The organism is Rhizobium viscosum (genome assembly GCF_014873945.1).
Taxonomy (GTDB): domain Bacteria; phylum Pseudomonadota; class Alphaproteobacteria; order Rhizobiales; family Rhizobiaceae; genus Rhizobium; species Rhizobium viscosum.
The window spans coordinates 742,993-761,466 of sequence record NZ_JADBEC010000001.1 but is presented as its reverse complement, the minus strand read 5'-3'; the positions used below and the strand labels follow the sequence as shown (position 1 = coordinate 761,466).

Genomic DNA, 18,474 nt, shown 5'->3' with positions numbered 1-18,474 from the left:
GATGTCTCGGCTGTGAAACCGGACGAAAGAGTGCGGCTGGCATCGAAACTCTGCGCCGATCACAAGGATTTTCATTTGAAACGGTCCTCCGACCGATGAAGTGAACGCAAACCGAAAACGCGCCGCCGCCTGAGTCGGCAGGCACGGTGCCTTTGTAGTTAAGACCAGCCGGGCAAAGCTGTCACGCAATTTCGGGCGGAGGACGGACCTTGCTTCGAAATCGGTTTCGCGGCAACAAGCATGGCATGAGCATCCCGACAGACTATCCTTTCGACTTCGATCCCACCTACGGCATGACGCTTGCCGATCTGCGAGCGATCCGCCCGCCGGAGTCGCCTGAGGGATTCGATGCCTTCTGGCAGAAGCGCTATGCCAGGGCGTTGACAGTCAAGCCTGAGCCGCGCCTGAGCCCAAGCAAGGATACCCATCCGGACTGGCAGGTGAGCGATATCGTCTACACCTCCACGGATGATACCAGCATCGGCGGCTGGTTGCTCACGCCCCGCAAGGGCGAGGTCAAGCGTGGTCTCGTCGTCGGCCACGGTTATGGGGGCAGGGACCAACCTGAATTCGATATTCCGGTCGAGGAGACCGCGATCCTCTTTCCCTGCTTCCGCGGCATGTCGCGCAGCGCCCATCCGCCGATTTCACCCGACGCCCCCGGGCATGTGCTGCATGACATCGATGATCCCGACCATTACGTGATCGGCGGCTGCGTCGAGGATCTCTGGGTAGCGGTATCGGCGCTGCTCTCCCTTTATCCTTCACTCGACGGTCATATCGGCTATAGCGGCATCAGCTTCGGCGGCGGTATCGGAGCGCTCGGCATTCCCTTCGATAGCAGGATCAAGCGCGGCCATCTGACGGTACCGACCTTCGGAAACCGCAAGCTCTGGCTGACATTGCCGACGGTCGGCAGCGCCCATTCGGTACAGGAATACGCAAGGACCCACTCGGGTATTTTCGAAAAGCTGCGCCTTTACGATGCCGCAACGGCTGCGACCCGCATCAGCGTTCCGATGCTGGCCGCCGTGGCGCTTTTCGATCCGGCCGTTGCGCCGCCCTGTCAGTTCGCGGTCGCAAACGCTCTGCCGAAATCAAAATTTAATGAAATCTTCATCCTGGATGCCGGGCATTTCGACTATGCTGATAGTGCAGTGCAGCAAGCTGCGCTGCGCGAACGAGTCGGGCGGCTTTTCAGGGGTCTATGAACCGAGAATATCTGCGCTGGTACAGCGATCGGCTCCATCGTGACATGGAGCTTCTGGTGTTCGGGCATGCCGGCGCCAAAGTCTTGATGTTCCCAACGCGGGAAGGGCGCTTTTGGGAATATGAACATCTCGGAATCGTCGCCAGCCTCGCTGACAAGCTTGAGGCCGGCCATCTGCAACTCTTCTGTATCGAGGGTCTGGCGGGCGAGACCTTCTACGATTTCGGCCGTCACCCGGCCGATCGTATCCGTCGCCATATCGCTTTCGAGGAATATGTGCTGAACGAGGTTCTGCCGCTGATGGAGAGCCGCAACGGCCACGAATGCACCATCGTTCACGGCTGCAGTCTCGGCGCCTTCCAGGCAGCCAGCCTCGTTTTCCGCCACCCGCATCTCTTCCGCAAGCTGGTGGCCTTTTCCGGCCGCTACGACCTGACGATGAGGGTCGAATCCTTTTCCGATCTCTTCGACGGCTATTACGACGAGACGGTCTATTTCCACATGCCGACGCATTTTCTGCCGGGCCTTGCCTCTGACTGGAGGCTGGAAAAACTGCGGCAGGTCGAGATCGTGCTGACGATCGGCAACGAGGATCCGTTTCTCGATAACAATCGCCATCTCAGCCGCCTGCTCGCTGACAAGGGTGTCGGCCATCGGCTGCATTTCTGGGATGGCAGGGCGCATCGCGCCGGAGCCTGGCGCCGGATGGCGCCGCTTTATATCTAAACGCTGCCGGATGGCGCCACTCTATATCTGATTACTGCATCAGCGGCTTCTTGAGGAAACTGTTGCGGTCAGCGGATTTGATCCGCAGCCAGGCCTCACGGCCGTTCCGCAGCACACGCATGGGAATTTCCGCCCCCGCCGGACCGCTCTTCCAGACCTTGCGGTAGAAATCGGCAAGCCCGTCCACTTCGCTGTCGCGGATTTCCGAGATGACATCGCCCTGCTGCAGACCCGCCTGTGCCGCAGGACTACCCTTGGCAACGCTCATGACCACGACTTCGCCGTTGCTTTCAGCCGAAAAGGCGCCGAGCCAGGGGCGCGGCGGCCTGTCGATCTGGCCGCGGTTAAGCAGGTCGTCGAGGATTGGCGGAAGAAGGTTGATCGGCACGGCCATGTTGATATCGGCGACTTCTTCGTCCTGCACCATCTGCAGGCGCAGCGAACCGATGCCAAGCAGCTTGCCCTCGTCGCTTACGAGCGCAGCACCGCCCCAGGAGGGGTGGGCTGGCGCGATGAATATCGCCTCGTCGAGCAGATATTCCCAGTAGCCCGCAAATTCCTGTTTGGCGACGATGTTGGCCCGCACGAATTCGCCGAGACCGTCGGCAAGGATCACGGCATCGCCGACCGTCGTTTTGACCTTGTCGCCGATGTCGATGGCCGGCAGGTCGAGAGGCGCCAGCGACTGGATGAGGCCGAAGCCGGTTTCCTGGTCATAGGCCAGAGCATGGCCGGGTACGACCTTGCCGTCATGGCGCGTCAGCCAGATTTCGTCTGCTTCGGTGATCAGGTAGCCGATGGTGAGCACCAGCCCGTTTTCCCTGATGACGACGCCGCTTCCTTCCCGGCGGGTGCCCAGCGTGTTCGCGGTGAAGGCATCTTCGGGGATGGAGGCGCGAACGGCCACAACTGACCGCAAGATCCTGTCGATATTCATGGTTTCATCCTCGTAAGGCGGGCACAAAGGCTCGGAATGTAGCGAGGGTCGGCAAGGGCCGGACGCATACCATTCCTTCTATAGGTATGAAACGACAGTCGTTTCTGCAAGAGCTGTGGCCTGTGGTCTTTTACCCCGCTGCTTCCCGGCTGTATTGCCGCGGCGAGCGCGCCATCACCCGCTTGAAGGCGGTGCTGAAGGCGCTTTCGGAATCATAGCCGAGCGAAAGCGCAATCTTACCGATCGGTTCGCTGCTGTTGGAGAGCCGCTCGCCTGCCAGCATCATACGCCAGCGTGTGAGATAGTCCATCGGCGCGGCTCCGACCTTTTCCTTGAAGCGTTCGGCAAATGAAGAGCGTGACATGCCGGTCATCGCAGCAAGTTGCTGCAGCGTCCAGCGCCGCGCCGGCTCGGCATGCATGGCGCCGATCGCCATACCGATCTGCCGGTCGGCAAGTGCGAAGAGCCAGCCGGTACCCTCGGTATCCGGTGCAGAGAGATAGAGCCGAAGGATCTGCATCAGCATGATATGTGCCAGATGCTCGGTCATCAGGAAGCCGCCAGGATGCTGGCCGCGCAGTTCCCGCGCCATCTGGTCGATAGCAAAGCGCAGCACCGAAGCCTGATCCGAATGCTCGCTGACATGAACGACCGGCGGCAATATGCCGACGATCAGATTGGCGCCTGCGCCGGAAAAGCCGAAGCGGCTGCCGACGAGGAAGAAGGTGCCGCCGCCATTGCAGATCGCGACACCATCCTTCGCATGCGCATAGATGTCATTGGCGGGGATCGTCGGCAGGCTGCGGTCGCTCATCATCCGGAAGGGTCGGTTCTGCGTCAGCAGAAAACAATCGCCTTCCTCCAGCCGGATAGGCTCGACGCCATCAACCTCTAGCCAGCAGCCGCCCGAGAGAACGGCATTGAACTTGATGCCCTGCGGCGGCGGAAAATCGATCGCCCAGTCGGGTCCGGCATCGAGCCCGAGCGAGACGTAGCTCTTCGGCTTCAAAAGCGCCAGCACATCGGAGAGCGGATCCATGGAAACGGAACTCATGTGGAAATCCGGACGATCGCAAACATATCATGGACTTTAACGCATAGATCGTATGGCCGCCACCGCATTAGTCTCCGGGCGAAAGTAGAGAAGGAGACATCCATGGAAAACGCACAACACCCCATCGGTTCCGGTTTTGGCGCTCGCTCGACGGCCGATGACGTGCTCGCGGGCATCGACCTCACGGGCAGACTGGCAATCGTCACCGGCGGCCATTCCGGCCTCGGACTGGAGACGACGAAGGCGCTGTCGCGCGCCGGCGCGCATGTGCTGATCGGCGCGCGTCAGCCTGATGCCGCCGCAGCATCGCTTGCAAACATCGCCAATGTCGAAGTCGACAGGCTCGATCTCGCCGACCTCGAAAGCGTACGCCGCTTCGCCGAGCGCTTTGTCGCCTCTGGACGTAGGGCCGATATCATCATCAACAGCGCCGGCATCATGGCCTGCCCGGAAACGCGGGTAGGGCCGGGCTGGGAGGCGCAGTTCGCCACCAACCATCTCGGCCATTTCGCGCTCGTTAATCGCCTCTGGCTGGCGATAGCGAGGGGAGCCCGTGTAGTTGCCGTCTCCTCCGGTGCCCATGGCATCACGCCGATCCGATGGGACGATATCCAATTCGACAACGGCTATGACAGATGGCAGGCCTACGGGCAGGCAAAGACGGCAAATGCGCTCTTCGCCGTACATCTCGACCGCTTGGGCCGCGAGACCGGCGTGCGCGCCTTCTCGCTGCATCCCGGCAAGATCCTGACGCCGCTGCAGCGGCATCTGGAGAAGGACGACATGGTCGCCGCCGGCTGGATCGACGCTGAGGGCAATGCCATCGACCCGAGTTTCAAGACGCCCGAGCAGGGTGCCGCGACGCAGGTCTGGGCCGCAACCTCGCCGCAACTGGAAGGACTCGGCGGCCTCTATTGTGCCAATTGCGATATCGCATCCATCTCCGACGACGGGGCGGAGACCAGTGTGCGCGCCTACGCCGTCAATCCCGACGAGGCGGCCCGTCTCTGGGCGCTCTCGGCGGAACTGACCGGCGTCGACGCCTTCACGCGCTCTTAAGCGTGAATGCCGGGCGCCTCGTAGCCGGTGCGCTCGACATACTCGGTATAGCCACCGCCATACTGGTGGATGCCATCAGGCGTCAGTTCCAGCACGCGGTTGGACAATGCCGCAAGGAAGTGCCGGTCGTGCGAGACGAAGAGCATCGTGCCCTCGAAATCGGCGAGCGCCTTGATCAGCATTTCCTTGGTGTCGAGGTCGAGGTGGTTGGTTGGCTCGTCGAGCACGAGGAAGTTCGGCGGGTCGAACAGCATGTGGGCCATGACAAGGCGGGCCTTCTCGCCGCCGGACAGCACGCGGCAGCGCTTGTCGACATCGTCGCCCGAAAAGCCGAAGCAGCCGGCCAGCGCTCTGAGTGGCGCCTGGCCGGCAAGCGGGAAGGAATCTTCCAGCCATTCCAGTACCGTGCGCTCGCCGTCGAGTAGGTCCATGGCGTGCTGGGCGAAATAGCCGAGCTTGACGCTGGCGCCGAGCGCCACGCTGCCTGCATCCGGTTCAGCCATACCGGTCACCAGCTTCAGGAGCGTCGATTTGCCGGCGCCATTGATGCCCATGATGCACCAGCGCTCCTTGCGGCGGACCATGAAGTCCAGTCCTTCATAGATGGTGCGGCTGCCGTATTTCTTGTGCACGTTCTTGAGGTTGACGACATCTTCGCCCGAGCGCGGCGCCGGCTGGAATTCGAAGGCCACCGTCTGGCGGCGCTTCGGCGGTTCCACGCGCTCGATCTTTTCCAGCTTCTTGACGCGGCTCTGCACCTGCGAAGCATGGCTGGCGCGCGCCTTGAAGCGCTCGATGAACTTGATTTCCTTGGCAAGCATCGCCTGCTGGCGCTCGAATTGAGCCTGCTGCTGCTTTTCGTTCTGGGCCCGCTGCTGCTCGTAGAAGCCGTAATCGCCCGAATAGCTGTTGAGCGAGCCGGCATCGATCTCGATGATCTTGGTGACGATACGGTTCATGAACTCGCGGTCGTGCGAGGTCATCAGCAGTGCGCCCTCGTAGGTCTTCAGAAATTCTTCCAGCCAGATCAGGCTTTCGAGATCCAGATGGTTGCTCGGTTCGTCGAGCAGCATCACGTCCGGCCGCATCAGCAGGATGCGGCCGAGCGCCACGCGCATCTTCCAGCCGCCCGAAAGCGCGCCGACATCGCCGTCCATCATTTCCTGGCTGAAGCTCAGGCCGTCCAGAACCTCACGGGCGCGGCCTTCCAGCGCATAGCCGTCCAGTTCTTCGTAGCGTGCCTGCACCTCGCCATAGCGCTCGATGATCTCTTCCATCTCGTCCATGCGATCAGGATCGGACATGGCCGCTTCCAGCTCGCGCAGTTCGGCGGCGACGACGCTGACAGGGCCGGCGCCCTCCATCACCTCGGCAACCGCGCTGCGGCCGGACATTTCGCCGACATCCTGGTTGAAATAGCCGATGGTGACGTGCTTCTCGACAGAGACCTGGCCTTCATCCGGCAGCTCTTCGCCGTTGATCATGCGGAAAAGCGTCGTCTTGCCGGCACCGTTCGGGCCGACGAGACCGATCTTTTCACCGCGGTTGAGAGCGGCTGTGGCTTCGATGAAGAGGATGCGGTGGCTGTTCTGCTTGCTGATATTTTCGATACGGATCATGTCTTGCGCGGGAGCTAGGGAGAATTTTGGCGCCCTTATGCCACGGGTTTGCCGCCGTGTCGCAGGTTTTCCGCGTCATGAAGCTGTGATCTTTGCAGCCTGTGTCCATTCAGCACGACTGGAAATCGCGGGATGCTTCCTTATTATCCCCAAGGGGGAGGAGCCCATGGCCAACAAAACATCCAGCAAGCCGGCAAAACCGGCAGAGCCCAAGCTGCTATCCGGCGGCAATCCGCAGATCGCCAAAGGCGAGGGCGATGGCCCGGTGCAGGCCTATATCGCGGCCATGCCCGGCTGGAAAAGCGATGTCGGTCGCCGCCTCGACGCGTTGATTATGCAAACCGTTCCCGATGCCCATAAGGCCGTCAAATGGAACTCGCCGCTCTACGGCATGAAGGGCGACGGCTGGTTCCTCGGCATCCATTGCTTCAACAAATACATCAAGCTGGCCTTCTTTCGCGGCGGGGCCTTGCAGCCCATGCCGCCTGAAGAATCCAGGACCGCGGAAACGCGCTATTTCCACATCCATGAGAACGACCCGATCGACGAGGCGCAGCTCGCCGACTGGATCAGGCAGGCAAGCCTGCTGCCCGGCGAGAAAATGTAAGGAGAGAGACCATGAAGAAAGCGGCGACGACGAAAAAGGAACCGGAACCGAAGGAAATCTCTCCCTCCGAACGCATCGATGCCAAGATCAGGGAATTGGGCGACTGGCGGGGCGAAACGCTCGCCCGTGTCCGAGCGATCATCCGCGAAGCTGATCCGCAAGTGGAGGAGACGTGGAAATGGCGCGGCGTTCCGGTCTGGGAACACGCCGGTATCATCTGCACCGGCGAAACCTACAAGACCGTCGTCAAGCTCACCTTCGCCAAGGGCGCTTCCGTGGAAGATCCGTCCAACCTCTTCAACTCCAGCCTTGAGGGCAATACGCGCCGCGCGATCGATATTCATGAAGGGGAAAAAATCGACGAGGCAGCTCTGAGGGCGCTGGTGCAGGCCGCGGTGGCGCTGAACACGGCGGGCAAACCGGCATCGAAGAAAGCGAGCGCCTAGAGCAATTCCAGCAAAAGTGCGCAGCGGTTTTGCGTCCGGAATTGCGCGAAAACAAAGAGATGGAGCATTTCCGTGACTCGGAGAAAAACGGAGATGCTCCATTTCGGCGGGCGAAAGGGATCCGGGGGCCAACCGGTCATTGCCGATACCGCGGAGCGTCCTATGTGGAACCTTGCGAGCTCATTTTGATTGATAAGACGGAGGCTCTCTTGAAGGGTTACCTTCCCTATCTGGCCGGCGCATTGGCGGGAATGCTCGTCGCCATTCTCCTGTCCGGCCTTTTGACGCTGACAGGAACGCCACAGCTGATCCTTTTCGCCCTGCTGCCCGTAATCGGTGGTGCCGTCGCCGAGCGTGTTTCTCAGCGCCGTTCCGGCAATTCGTGATTGACCATGGGACGGCTCAAGGAAATCGTCATCGATTGCGATGTTCCCTCCCGCGTCGCCGGATTCTGGGCCGAAGCGCTCGATGGTTATGCGGTGCTGCCTTACGACGATGATGAAATCGCGCGTCTGGCAGCGCTCGGCCTGACACCCGAAACCGATCCGGTGGTGATGGTCGAAGGGCCTGGCACGCGCCTTTGCTTCCATCTTCGTAAGGGAGAGCGTCCGGCCCGCAACCGCGTTCATCTCGATATTGCCGCTGATGACCGCGAAAGGGAGGTCGCGCGCCTGTTATCCCTGGGCGCGACCTTCGTGCGTGAGACGGCAGACTACACCGTGCTGAACGATCCCGAAGGCAACAATTTCTGCGTCACCTCCGATTAACCTGCGTCAGACCGACTTCACCTCGCCGCCATCCATGCGCAGCGTCGTGCCGGTCATCCAGTGTGCCGCCGGCGAGACGAGGAAGGCCATGAGTTCGGCGATCTCTTCCGGCTCGCCGTAGCGGGCAATGCCGGCCTCCTTCGGAAATCTGGCCGTCGCCTCTTCCACCGTCATGTTATGCAGCGGCGCCCAGTGTTCCAGATAGCTGCGGCGGCGGCCGGTCATGACGGGGCCGGGCAGTACGCTGTTGACCTGTATGCCATCCTCGATGCCGCGGTCGGAAAAGGCCTTGGCGAGCGCAGATATCGCCGCATTGATCGTGCCGACGGCAGCATAGGCGGCCTTTGGAAAGACCGCCGAGTTACCGGACATCAGCACGACCGAGCCCTTCGTTTCCTTCAGCGCCGGCCAGGCGGCGATGGTTAGCCGTCGTGCCCCATGCAGCTTCAACGCCATGCCGTCATCCCACTGCCGGTCGGTCATCTCGAAGACGTCGATCTGCGGTACGGCGCCGGCAATGTTGAGCAGCGCATCGATCCGCCCGAAGGCGGCCAGCGTCTTGTCGACGACGGCCTGTGCCGCGGCCGGCTCGGCAAGGTCGGCATCGATGACGAGCGTCTTGGCACCCGCCGCTTCGACGGCCTTGGCAGTCTCTGCAAGATTGGCCTTGTTGCGGGCAACGAGCACAAGTTTCGAAAAATCCTCTGCGAGGCGGATGGCCGTTGCCTGGCCGATGCCCTGGCTGGCACCGGTAATGATGGCGACTTTATCGGACATGATGTCTCTCCTCTTTCGCGGACCTATCAGCCAAGGAAATCACGGATTGCAGCGGCAATTTCATCCGCATGCGTCTCGAGCGCGAAGTGGCCAGTGTCGAAGAATTTGATCACGGCATCAGGAATATCGCGGGCGAAGGCTTCTGCGCCCGGCGGAAGGAAGAAGGGGTCGTTCTTGCCCCAGACCGCGAGAAAGCGCGGCTTGTGGGTGCGGAAGTAATTCTGGAAGGTCGGGTAGAGTGCCACGTTGCTCTTGTAGTCGCCCATGAGATCGAGTTGCACATCTTCAGCACCCGGACGCGAGAGATAGAAATTGTCGAGCGAATAGCCGTCGGGCGAAACCGTGGTCGGATCGGCAACGCCATGCGTATATTGCCAGATCGTCGTCTCCGGACCCAGAAACGCCTTCAGCACAGCCCGGTTTTCTGCGCTCGCATCCTGCCAATAGGCCTGCACCGGGTTCCACGCATCGCTGAGGCCATCGACATAGGCGTTGCCATTCTGCGAAATGATGCCGGTGATCCGCTCCGGATGCTTGACCGCCAGGCGGAAACCGGTCGGCGCGCCATAGTCGAAGACATAGACGGCATAGCGATCGAAGCCGACGATCTCGGTGAAACGGTCGATCGTGTCTGCAATGCTGTCGAAGCTGTTGATCGCGGGATCGTCCGACTGGCCGAAGCCCGGAAGGTCGGGCGCGATGATATGGTGGCGATCGGCCAGCAGCGGGATCAGATCGCGGAACATGTGGCCGGAGGTCGGGAAGCCATGCAGCAGCAGGAGCTTCGGCGCGCCTTTGCGACCGGCCTCACGATAGGCGATCTTGATGCCGTCGACGGTGATGTTGCGGTAGCTGATCTTGGTCATGGTGATGTTTCCTTCAGTTGAGATGAATGGCGATATTTCCGGAGATATGTCGGTCGTTCAGGCTGCGGTCACAGCTGCCGCCGCCTCGCGGACGACCTGCAGCACCGCCTCAGGTGCCGTCACCATCGGCGTATGATCGACAGCGAAGGGCCGTTGCCTCGCCTGCATGCGCTCGGCCATGAAGCGCTGATTGGCGGCTGCAATCATCCGGTCGTCTTCGGCAACCAGGTACCAGGTAGGGCGATCCTTCCAGAGCGGCCGCCCGACCGTTACAGTGATGCAGGCAGGCGAGATCGGCCGCTGTACGGCGGAAAGCACCGCCAGTTCTTCATTCGTGGCATTCTGCGCATAGGCTGCGGCAAAGGCCTCGCGCGGATAATAGATCAGTCCATTCTCGTCGGGCGCTAGCTGCGGCGCCCGCGGATCGGGCTCAGTGCGATAGAAGACATCGGCGACCGTCTCTCCCTCGTCCGGGGCCAGCGCAGCAACATAGACCAGTGCCTTCACATTCTCGTTCCGCACACCGGCGATAACCGCTCCGGCATAGGCATGGCCAGCAAGAACGACCGGCCCGTCCACACGGGAAAGCGCCTGCTCAAGAGCTTTGACGTCATCGGCATAGGAGGTCAGCGGCAGCGGCGCGGCAGTCACCGCAAAACCCTCGGCGGCAAGCGGTGCAATGACCTTGGCCCAGCCGGAGCCGTCGGCCCAGGCGCCATGGACGAGCACGATATGCGTAGTCTGCCGATCTATCGACTGCGGTGACATCTGCTTTCTCCTTCTTTCAATGAGTAACTGTTTAAAATGATATAGAACGGTTACGCTTGAAGAAGGTAACTTGTCAACCGCATTTTGACAGGTTACATGTGAATCGCGTTTTTAAGTGAGCTGCCCTGCGGATTTGGCCGGCACAGGAATAGGACTTGCAATGGATAACCACTCTCCCGCCCTTTTTCTGGGCGATGCACTGGCACTGGATTTCCTGAATTCGGTGGCGACGCCCGTCGACACGCCCGTTGATTGGATAGAAGACGGGGAGGGATTGCTGCGCTGGCTCGAACAGGCAAAGCTGGTTCCGCGCGAAACGCTTGAAAGCATGCGCGCCCAGGCTTTGCCGGGCGAACTGGACAAGGTTGCCGATCAGGCGAGGAACCTGCGCGAATGGTTCCGGACTTTTGTCCGCGAGCACAAGGGAAAGCCGTTGAAGCCCGAGGCATTGGCCGAGCTGGAACCGCTGAACCGCCTGCTCGAGCGTGACGAAGGTTTCAGCCGCATCGTGGCGCGCCGGACGGATGAAGGCGAGGTTTTCGAATTCCAGCCGATGCGCAAGTGGCGCTCCCCGGAAGCATTGCTGCTACCAGTCGGCGAGGCGCTTGGCCGCTTCGTCTGTACCGAGGATTTTTCGAATGTGAAGGCTTGCGAGGGGCCGGTCTGCACCCTCCTATTTGCCGACCACACCCGCGGTCACCGCCGGCGCTGGTGCAGCATGGCGATGTGCGGCAACCGCGCCAAGCAGGCCGCGCATCGCCACCGCGTCAGGCAGGCGTAGCCGCCATCTCTTCGATGAGCCGGTCGAAGCCGATGCCGGTGCCGCTCTCTCTGGTATCGCCATCCTTGGCATCTCCAAAGACAGCCTGCTCCGTGAAGGTCATCAGCGTCGTGTCGCCACTCCGGGTAAACTCGACGGTCACCAACGAGGAGGAGATGCTCCGGCCTGCCGTCAGCATCGTATAGGCATAGACAATGCGTTCGCGCGGGCGGATTTCGAGATAGTAAGCGCGCATCGCCTGCTCGGTCCCATCAGGCATGCGCCATGTCATGCGCTCGCTCCCGCCGATCTCGAAGGCGAATTGATCCTCCATCACCCGCCAGTCGGGATGGCAGGCGGTCCATCGCCGCTTCAGCGCATGGTCCGACCAGAAGCGGAAGGCATGCGCCACGCTGCCGGGCAGGTCGCGCTCGATGACGAAGGTGCGGTGATTGACGCTGACACCCATCAGTGATCCTTTTCCTCAGGAGTTTCCGCCATCAGCAGAGCAAGGCGGTCGAAGGCGGCATGCATTTCGGCCTGACGCTGTTCGATCCACTGGTTGATGGCGCCGAACGCCTGCTGTTGCATGCGGTAGGTGCGTACGCGCCCCACCTTTTCCGAAATGACGATACCGCTTTCTTCCAGAATGCGCAGATGCTTCAGCACGGCCGGCAGGCCGACATCTGCGGGCTCGGCCAGTTCCGTGACGGAGGCCGGCCCCCTGGCAAGCTGCTCCACGAAGCCGCGCCGATAGGGATCGGCGAGCGCCTGAAACATCCGGTCGAATTCGGCTGGCGCCGTTTCTGCCATTCCATTGCCTCAAGATATCGCGGCTTCAAGATAACGCGCGGGCATCGCCTCCCGATAGGGAAACATCGAAAAATAGGGCTGCGCTTCGATAAGCACGCGTTTGACGGAAGGACGTTGTAACAGACGCTCCAGATAGGAGGAAAGCGCCTGCTGTTCCCCGGTGAACGGATGCACGATGGAAGCAAAGAACAGCCCCGGCAGAGCCGCACAATCGGCCATGGTGAAATCATCGCCCGTCGCCCAGAGCCTCTGCTGCATATGCGCCTCGATCATCCTGTAGGCCTGATCGAGCATTGCCCTTGCTTCGGCGACGCCGTGCGGATCATGGGTGTCTGCCGGCCGGATCCGGTCGGTGACGATCTTTTGCACCTGCACGTTGACATAGAGGTCGTAGAACCGGTCCCAGAGCCGCACCTGCAGCAGCGCCTCCGGATCATCAGGCAGAAGCCGCACCGGCCCCGGATAATGGGCCTGCAGGTATTCGACGATGATGCTCGTCTCCGGGACCGTATGTCCGGTCGCCTCATCATGCAGGATCGGAATCTTTCCGACCGGCCATTTGTCGAACAGGGCCGCGGCCGAATCCGCATCGGCAAAATTGACGATCTTGCTCTCGAACGCCGTTTCGTTCTCATAAAGCGCGATCAGCACCTTGTGGCAGAAGGAGGCAAGCGGATGCATGTAAAGGGTCAGCGTCATAAGGCACCTATAGTTTCCAGTTTTGGAAACTATATCTTTGACGAGGCTGCGGTGCAAGATGCTTTCCAATCATGGAAAGTTTTGGGGCTAAGCGTAAGTGACCCATCCCCTGAAGCTGAAGGCGGCGTAGAACAGACTGACATCTGAAAAGCCTGCCGCGCGCAGCATGGCCTCCTCTTCGTCGGGGGCGAGGATATGCAACCTTTCCCGTATCGCCTTGCGTGCATTCTCCTGCCGGGAAGGGGCTGTTCCGTCAGGCGCGCCATAGGCGATATGGCGATCGATCCACATCGATCGCTCCGGCTCGCCCTGCGGGAAACTCATGTGTGCAACAACAAACGGGGCGCCGGCTTTCAGTCGCCGGCGGATTTGCCGAAGTGTTTCAAGCCGTTGCTCGACGGGGATGTGGTGAAAGGTCAGCAGGCAAACGGCGGCATCGAAGGGACCTTCGGGCGCGATGTCGATCCTGCCTTCGTGAAAACCGATGCGACCGCCATGCTCTCCGGCGACCTGCCGCGCCAGTTGCAGCATGTCGGCGGAGGGATCGACGCCATCAAAAGTCCAGCCCGCGCGCGCTTCGGCAAAGGCCTTGAGTTCCAGTCCGCCGCCGGCGCCGAGCACGAGCACGCGGCCATTGTCGGGCGTCCGCTCCGCCATCAGCATCGTCGCCATCCGGTGCAGGCTTGAAAAGCCGGGAACCTGCCGCGGTGGGCCTTCGATATAGGATTTGACGGCATCGCCGGTAAAGGCAGATGCCGTCTTGGGAGGTGTGGGCAGGCTCGGGTAATCATGATCTCGCATCATGCAACTTTAATTATTACATGATGCCCGAGCTGTCAATTTTCGACCTATTTCGCAAACTTCCGTGCCCCGGCCACGCAGAGAATGACAGCGACGGTCACCGCAAGCATGGACCAGCTTACCGTCTCGCGCAGCAGTGTCGCGGCAAGCGCCAGGCCAAAGAAGGGCTGCAGAAGTTGCAACTGGCCAACGGCGGCAATACCGCCCTGTGCCAGGCCGCGATACCAGAAGATGAAGCCGATCAGCATGCTGAAGAGTGAGACATAGGCGAGCCCAAGCATGGCCGGCGCCTGGATCTCGGCAAAGTTCGGGGGCCGGTGGGCAATAGCTAGAACGATCATTACCGGCAACGACACCACCAAGGCCCAGGAAATCACCTGCCAGCCGCCGAGCCGGCGCGAAAGCCGAGCACCCTCGGCATAACCGAGCCCGCAGACGATGACTGCGGCCAGCATCAGCGCATCGCCAACAGGCGAGGCGGTCAGCCCCTGCGCCAGCGCAAAGCCCGCTACCAATGCGCTGCCGAGCAGCGAGAAGAGCCAGAAGGCCGGCTTCGGCCGTTCGCCACCCCTGATGACCCCGAAGATTGCGGTCGCCAGCGGCAGCAGGCCGATGAAGACAATGGAATGCGCCGAGGTCACATGCTGCAGCGCCAGCGCCGTCAACAGCGGAAAGCCGACGACAACGCCAAGCGCGATGACGATGAGCGAGATGAGATCGTGCCGCGAAGGCCATTTCTCACGGAAGATAATCAGCAGGCAAAGCGCCAGGATGCCGGCAATCGCCGCTCGCGCCACCGTCAGGAAAACCGGATCGAGCTGCATGACGGCCACGCGGGTGGCCGGCAGCGATCCGCTGAAGATGAGCACGCCGATAAAACCATTGATCCATCCGGTCGCTGTGCGATCCATGTAGGCGCTCCTTTGTTTGCCCCATGCTTATCGGCGGTTTGCGCTGGCGCTGCCAGCCACAGTTCGATACAGTTTGCGCAAACTGTTATGGTGAAGGAGCCAGTACGGATGGACGAGCAGATACAGGCAGGCAGCCGGGTCGGCATGGTCATGGCGACGATCCGCCAGCGCATTGCCGGCCGCAGCCTCACGCCCGGCGCCAAGCTGCCCTCGATCCGCAGCCTTTCGGGAAGCTTGAAAGTCTCGGCCTCGACCGTGGTCGATGCCTATGAGCGGCTGGTCGCCGAAGGCGCGATCCTCTCCCGCCCCGGTTCCGGCTTCTATGTCGCCAGCCAGACGGCACCGCTCTCACTCGCCGATATCGGCCCGAAGCTCGATCGCGCCGTCGATCCCTTCTGGGTATCGCGGCAATCGCTGGAGGCGCAGGAAAGCGACCTCAAACCCGGCTGCGGCTGGCTGCCGCCCGCATGGCTTCCCGAAGACGCGATCCGCCGGACATTGCGATCCCTGTCGCGCGCCGATGCCGCAAGCCTTTCCGATTACGGCTCGCCCCTCGGCCTCAAGCCGCTGCGCCAGCTGATTGCACGCCGCGCGGCCGAGCGCGGCATTGAGGCATCGCCGGATCAGGTCATGCTCACCGAATCCGGCACACAGGCGATCGATTTTCTTTGCCGTTTCCTCATCGAGCCGGGCGATACCGTGCTGGTCGACGATCCCTGTTACTTCAACTTCCATGCATTGCTCAGAGCCCACCGCGCCAAGGTCGTCAGCGTCCCCTATACGCCTTCAGGCCCCGATATCGAGCTCTTCGCCGCAGCGCTTACCGAGCATCGGCCGCACCTCTACATCACCAATTCGGCTATCCACAATCCAACCGGGGCCATGCTCTCGCCGGTCACGGCCCACCGGCTGCTCAAGCTTGCCGAGCAACACGGCCTCACCATCATCGAGGACGATATCTTCGCCGATTTCGAACTGACGCCGGCTCCGCGCCTTGCCGCCTTCGACGGCCTCGATCGCGTCATCCATATCGGCAGCTTTTCGAAAACGCTCTCAGCCGCCGCACGCTGCGGCTTCATTGCTGCGCGGCCGGAATGGATCGAAGGCCTGATCGACCTCAAGATCGCCACCTCCTTCGGCGGAGCCCGGTTGAATGCCGAACTGGTACTGAGCGTGCTCAGCGACGGCAGTTACCGCAAACATGCCGAGGGCCTGCGCAGCCGTCTTGCCAAGGCGATGTTCGAAGTGACGGCTCGCCTGAAGCCTCTGGGCATTCGCCCCTGGCTGGAGCCGCAGGCCGGCATGTTCCTCTGGTGCCATTTGCCGGATGGTCTGGATGCCGCGGCGGTCGCGCGCGCAGCACTCGCGCAGAATGTTGTCCTCGCCCCGGGCAACGCCTTCAGCCTGTCGCAATCTGCCACCGGCTTCATGCGCTTCAACGTCTCCCAGACGCTGGACAACAGGGTGTTTGATGTGCTGCGGGATGCACTTAAGCAGGCGTCCACTACTCGGCCTGCCACTCCATAAAGGCCTTGCCGATCACCTTGCCATCTTCTTCCCGCCGCAGTCGGCAGAAAGACCGCCGCCGGTCGGGCGAAAGCCCCATCAACTCCACCCGCACGGCTTCGCCGGCCCGGATATTGCCGGAAAAGAAGATCTCTCGCCGAGACACCTGCGAAAGCTCAGGAAACCATCGCCCGAAGGCACGATCGATGAGTGCCTGGAATTCCGCGAAGTAGAACAGCCCGGCTCCATTGAATTCCTGCGACGCATCCGGCTCGAAGCGAAAGCCGCGCAACGCCTTGACCGGATTGGCCGGCAGGCCGAAATGCGTTTTCAGCGTGCCGGCGCGCAGCAGGGCCGCCGTCCTTGCCAACGCACTATCCTCAACCACAGCCGCCACACTGGGCAGGGGAACACGGGCGATCGAGTAATTGTCGCCCTCCCGCATGCGGCAGACGAATGTGGAAATCAGCTCCACCTCGCCGATCAGGCCGCCGCGCACGAAAAGCCGGTGACGGGTCGAAACCTGTGTGCGCGAGACGGGCGAGAGCGAGGAGCGGATTGTCAGCACATCATTGGCCCGAACGGCACCGAAATTCGCATGTTGCAGCGATGTCGCGCAGATCGCGGCATAGGCCTCGCCGCCATCGGGCGTGCGGAAATCGGCATTCTCCATGCCGAGATGGCGCGCGAGCATCAGCCAGTGGCGGTGCCCGAGCTCTTTCATCGCCCAGGTTTCCGACAGGCCTGATGGCGTCAAGTGCGGCATGCCGACGAGCATATGCGGTGCGAGCGCCTGCTCCATCAGCTCGCGCGCTGACGGCTCGGATTCCGAAAATGTGGGCGGATGAAAATCGAGGATCGCGACATTCATGTTCAAGCGCTGGCCGCCTGTTTCAGGACCGGACGGGCGGCTTCCAGATGGCCGGCGAGGTGGTTTACCACATGCTCGGCATCCTTGCCGACGGCAAGGAAGCGGCCGGAACCCCAGGTCCAGAGCCAGGGCAGGCCGAGCACATAGACCCCGTCGATACCCGTCACGCCGCGCCGCTGCACCGGGTAGCCGGTGCCGTCGAAAATCGGCAGGCCGACATAGGACCAGTCGGGCGAAAAGCCGGTTGCCCAGATCACCGAAGTGACACCCTCCGCCCTGAGATCGAGTTCTACCGGTTCGCTTTCCGGCTCCCAGAGCGGTGTGTAGACGCTGGCCGGCGGCGCTTCGATACCCTTCTCGGCAATATGCCGGTCGATCAGCGCATTGATGCCGTTATAGACCCGGTCGGCATTGTCGAGATTGGCTTTGAGGTTCTCCTCGAACAGCATCCGTCCGCTGGATACGTTTTCCATGCGGCCATAGAGCGACATGCCCTCCAGCGCGAATTTGCGCAGGTCGATATCGCGCCCGCCGTCACGGCCGGTGAGATAATGATTGGTGTCGTGCTTCTTCTTGGTCATGCCGTCATGCTCGACGGTGATGTCGTACTGGCCGACATCGGCGAGCCAGTCGACCACATCGCGGCCACGATAAAAGCGGGCGCAGCGTGGCGCATTGCCGGTGACCATATGCACCTTGCGGCCGGCAAGATGCAGGTCTTCGGCGATCTGGCAGCCGGACTGGCCGGAACCGACGACGACAACGGCGCCATCAGGCAATTGCCCGGGATTTCGGTAGTCAGCCGTGTGGATCTGCAGGACATTGTCAGGCAGACGCTCGGCGGCGCGCGGAATGGCCGGCGCGCTGTAGAGGCTGGTGGCGATGATGACGCTGTCTGCGGTCAGCGCCCCTGCCGAAGTCGAGAGCCTGAAGAGGTCCCCGGCTTTTTCGAGAGAGGTGACAGTCGTGCCTTCGAGAACAGGTGCATTCACCTTTTTTACGAAGCGGTCGACATAGGCGATGATCTCGTCCTTGACCATGAAGCCATGCGGCTCATCGCCGTCATAGGGGTGGTCCGGCAGCTGGCACTGCCAGTTCGGCGTCACCAGGCAGAACGCATCCCAGCGCTCGTTCTTCCATTTATGCGCTACGGTCTTCTTCTCGAAGACGACATGGTCGATGCCGTGCTTCTTGAGATAGTGGCTGGCCGAAAGCCCGGCCTGGCCGCCGCCGATGACGACGGCGCTGTAATGCGGCTTGAGGGAAAAGGTCATGGG

At 61.5% G+C, this 18,474-nt stretch carries 22 protein-coding genes; 9 read left to right on the top strand and 13 right to left on the bottom strand.

Annotated features, from left to right (window positions below; all coding sequences use genetic code 11):
- Nucleotides 1-245 precede the first annotated feature (245 nt).
- Entirely contained in the window at nt 246-1,211 is a 966-nt protein-coding gene (locus H4W29_RS03875; protein WP_192727746.1) for an acetylxylan esterase, read from the top strand.
- Entirely contained in the window at nt 1,208-1,936 is a 729-nt protein-coding gene (locus H4W29_RS03870; protein WP_192727745.1) for an esterase family protein, read from the top strand. The genes H4W29_RS03875 and H4W29_RS03870 overlap by 4 nt, the downstream gene beginning before the upstream one ends.
- A gap of 31 nt (nt 1,937-1,967) precedes the next feature.
- Here H4W29_RS03870 and H4W29_RS03865 read toward each other — a convergent pair whose 3' ends face one another.
- Both H4W29_RS03865 and H4W29_RS03860 read right to left on the bottom strand, forming a co-directional pair.
- Complete coding sequence (locus H4W29_RS03865; protein WP_192727744.1) at nt 1,968-2,873, bottom strand: S1C family serine protease; 906 nt, start codon at nt 2,871-2,873, stop codon at nt 1,968-1,970.
- Between the two features lie 130 nt (nt 2,874-3,003).
- A complete protein-coding gene (locus tag H4W29_RS03860) occupies nt 3,004-3,912 on the bottom strand; it encodes an AraC family transcriptional regulator (protein ID WP_192730666.1) in 909 nt (302 codons plus the stop codon).
- Nucleotides 3,913-4,029: 117 nt separating this feature from the next.
- Between H4W29_RS03860 and H4W29_RS03855 the strand changes: the two genes are divergently transcribed.
- Nucleotides 4,030-4,986: an SDR family NAD(P)-dependent oxidoreductase gene (locus H4W29_RS03855; RefSeq protein WP_192727743.1), complete on the top strand. Its 957-nt coding sequence runs from the start codon at nt 4,030-4,032 to the stop codon at nt 4,984-4,986.
- Here the strand turns inward: H4W29_RS03855 and H4W29_RS03850 are convergent.
- Nucleotides 4,983-6,605: an ABC-F family ATP-binding cassette domain-containing protein gene (locus tag H4W29_RS03850; RefSeq protein ID WP_192727742.1), complete on the bottom strand. Its 1,623-nt coding sequence runs from the start codon at nt 6,603-6,605 to the stop codon at nt 4,983-4,985. The two genes, H4W29_RS03855 and H4W29_RS03850, sit on opposite strands and share 4 nt — an antisense overlap.
- A 166-nt stretch (nt 6,606-6,771) precedes the next feature.
- Here H4W29_RS03850 and H4W29_RS03845 point away from each other — a divergent pair, with 166 nt between their 5' ends.
- The 4 genes from H4W29_RS03845 (at nt 6,772) to H4W29_RS03830 (ending at nt 8,425) form a co-directional block, all read left to right on the top strand.
- Nucleotides 6,772-7,212, top strand: a complete 441-nt coding sequence (locus tag H4W29_RS03845) for a DUF1801 domain-containing protein (protein ID WP_192727741.1) — start codon at nt 6,772-6,774, stop codon at nt 7,210-7,212.
- A gap of 11 nt (nt 7,213-7,223) precedes the next feature.
- A complete protein-coding gene (locus H4W29_RS03840; RefSeq protein ID WP_192727740.1) occupies nt 7,224-7,658 on the top strand; it encodes a DUF1801 domain-containing protein in 435 nt (144 codons plus the stop codon).
- A 209-nt stretch (nt 7,659-7,867) separates the two neighbouring features.
- Entirely contained in the window at nt 7,868-8,044 is a 177-nt protein-coding gene (locus tag H4W29_RS03835) for a hypothetical protein (RefSeq protein WP_192727739.1), read from the top strand.
- Between the two features lie 6 nt (nt 8,045-8,050).
- Entirely contained in the window at nt 8,051-8,425 is a 375-nt protein-coding gene (locus tag H4W29_RS03830) for a VOC family protein (RefSeq protein WP_192727738.1), read from the top strand.
- A 6-nt stretch (nt 8,426-8,431) separates the two neighbouring features.
- Here H4W29_RS03830 and H4W29_RS03825 read toward each other — a convergent pair whose 3' ends face one another.
- From H4W29_RS03825 to H4W29_RS03815, 3 genes are read right to left on the bottom strand one after another with little or no spacing between them, the layout of a single operon-like run.
- Nucleotides 8,432-9,202, bottom strand: coding sequence for an SDR family oxidoreductase (locus H4W29_RS03825; protein WP_192727737.1), 771 nt, complete (start codon nt 9,200-9,202; stop codon nt 8,432-8,434).
- 26 nt (nt 9,203-9,228) lie between these two features.
- On the bottom strand, nt 9,229-10,068 hold the full coding sequence (locus tag H4W29_RS03820) for an alpha/beta fold hydrolase (protein ID WP_192727736.1): 840 nt from the start codon (nt 10,066-10,068) through the stop codon (nt 9,229-9,231).
- A 57-nt stretch (nt 10,069-10,125) separates the two neighbouring features.
- Nucleotides 10,126-10,836 (bottom strand): alpha/beta fold hydrolase, encoded by a 711-nt coding sequence (locus tag H4W29_RS03815; protein ID WP_192727735.1) that lies wholly within the window; start codon nt 10,834-10,836, stop codon nt 10,126-10,128.
- Between the two features lie 160 nt (nt 10,837-10,996).
- Between H4W29_RS03815 and H4W29_RS03810 the strand changes: the two genes are divergently transcribed.
- Nucleotides 10,997-11,617 carry a CGNR zinc finger domain-containing protein gene (locus H4W29_RS03810; RefSeq protein WP_192727734.1) on the top strand — a complete coding sequence of 207 codons (621 nt, stop codon included), beginning with the start codon at nt 10,997-10,999 and terminating at the stop codon, nt 11,615-11,617.
- On the opposite strand, the gene H4W29_RS03805 is transcribed toward H4W29_RS03810, so the two are convergent.
- The 5 genes from H4W29_RS03805 to H4W29_RS03785 all read right to left on the bottom strand — a co-directional run bounded on the left by H4W29_RS03805 (nt 11,604) and on the right by H4W29_RS03785 (nt 14,820).
- On the bottom strand, nt 11,604-12,065 hold the full coding sequence (locus tag H4W29_RS03805; protein WP_192727733.1) for an SRPBCC domain-containing protein: 462 nt from the start codon (nt 12,063-12,065) through the stop codon (nt 11,604-11,606). The two genes, H4W29_RS03810 and H4W29_RS03805, sit on opposite strands and share 14 nt — an antisense overlap.
- Nucleotides 12,065-12,409, bottom strand: coding sequence for an ArsR/SmtB family transcription factor (locus tag H4W29_RS03800; RefSeq protein WP_192727732.1), 345 nt, complete (start codon nt 12,407-12,409; stop codon nt 12,065-12,067). Before H4W29_RS03800 ends, H4W29_RS03805 begins: the two co-directional genes overlap by 1 nt.
- 9 nt (nt 12,410-12,418) lie before the next feature.
- Entirely contained in the window at nt 12,419-13,108 is a 690-nt protein-coding gene (locus H4W29_RS03795) for a glutathione S-transferase family protein (RefSeq protein WP_192727731.1), read from the bottom strand.
- Between the two features lie 87 nt (nt 13,109-13,195).
- A complete protein-coding gene (locus H4W29_RS03790; RefSeq protein WP_246517109.1) occupies nt 13,196-13,912 on the bottom strand; it encodes a class I SAM-dependent methyltransferase in 717 nt (238 codons plus the stop codon).
- 44 nt (nt 13,913-13,956) lie between these two features.
- Nucleotides 13,957-14,820, bottom strand: a complete 864-nt coding sequence (locus tag H4W29_RS03785; protein ID WP_192727730.1) for a DMT family transporter — start codon at nt 14,818-14,820, stop codon at nt 13,957-13,959.
- 108 nt (nt 14,821-14,928) lie between these two features.
- Here H4W29_RS03785 and H4W29_RS03780 point away from each other — a divergent pair, with 108 nt between their 5' ends.
- Nucleotides 14,929-16,347, top strand: a complete 1,419-nt coding sequence (locus tag H4W29_RS03780; RefSeq protein ID WP_376776541.1) for an aminotransferase-like domain-containing protein — start codon at nt 14,929-14,931, stop codon at nt 16,345-16,347.
- Here H4W29_RS03780 and H4W29_RS03775 read toward each other — a convergent pair.
- Both H4W29_RS03775 and H4W29_RS03770 read right to left on the bottom strand, forming a co-directional pair.
- Complete coding sequence (locus tag H4W29_RS03775; protein WP_192730664.1) at nt 16,325-17,197, bottom strand: Pnap_2097 family protein; 873 nt, start codon at nt 17,195-17,197, stop codon at nt 16,325-16,327. The genes H4W29_RS03780 and H4W29_RS03775 overlap by 23 nt on opposite strands.
- Before the next feature lie 2 nt (nt 17,198-17,199).
- The gene (locus H4W29_RS03770) at nt 17,200-18,471 is read right to left on the bottom strand and encodes an MSMEG_0569 family flavin-dependent oxidoreductase (RefSeq protein WP_192727728.1); all 1,272 of its coding nucleotides are present in this window, start codon (nt 18,469-18,471) and stop codon (nt 17,200-17,202) included.
- Nucleotides 18,472-18,474 lie beyond the last annotated feature (3 nt).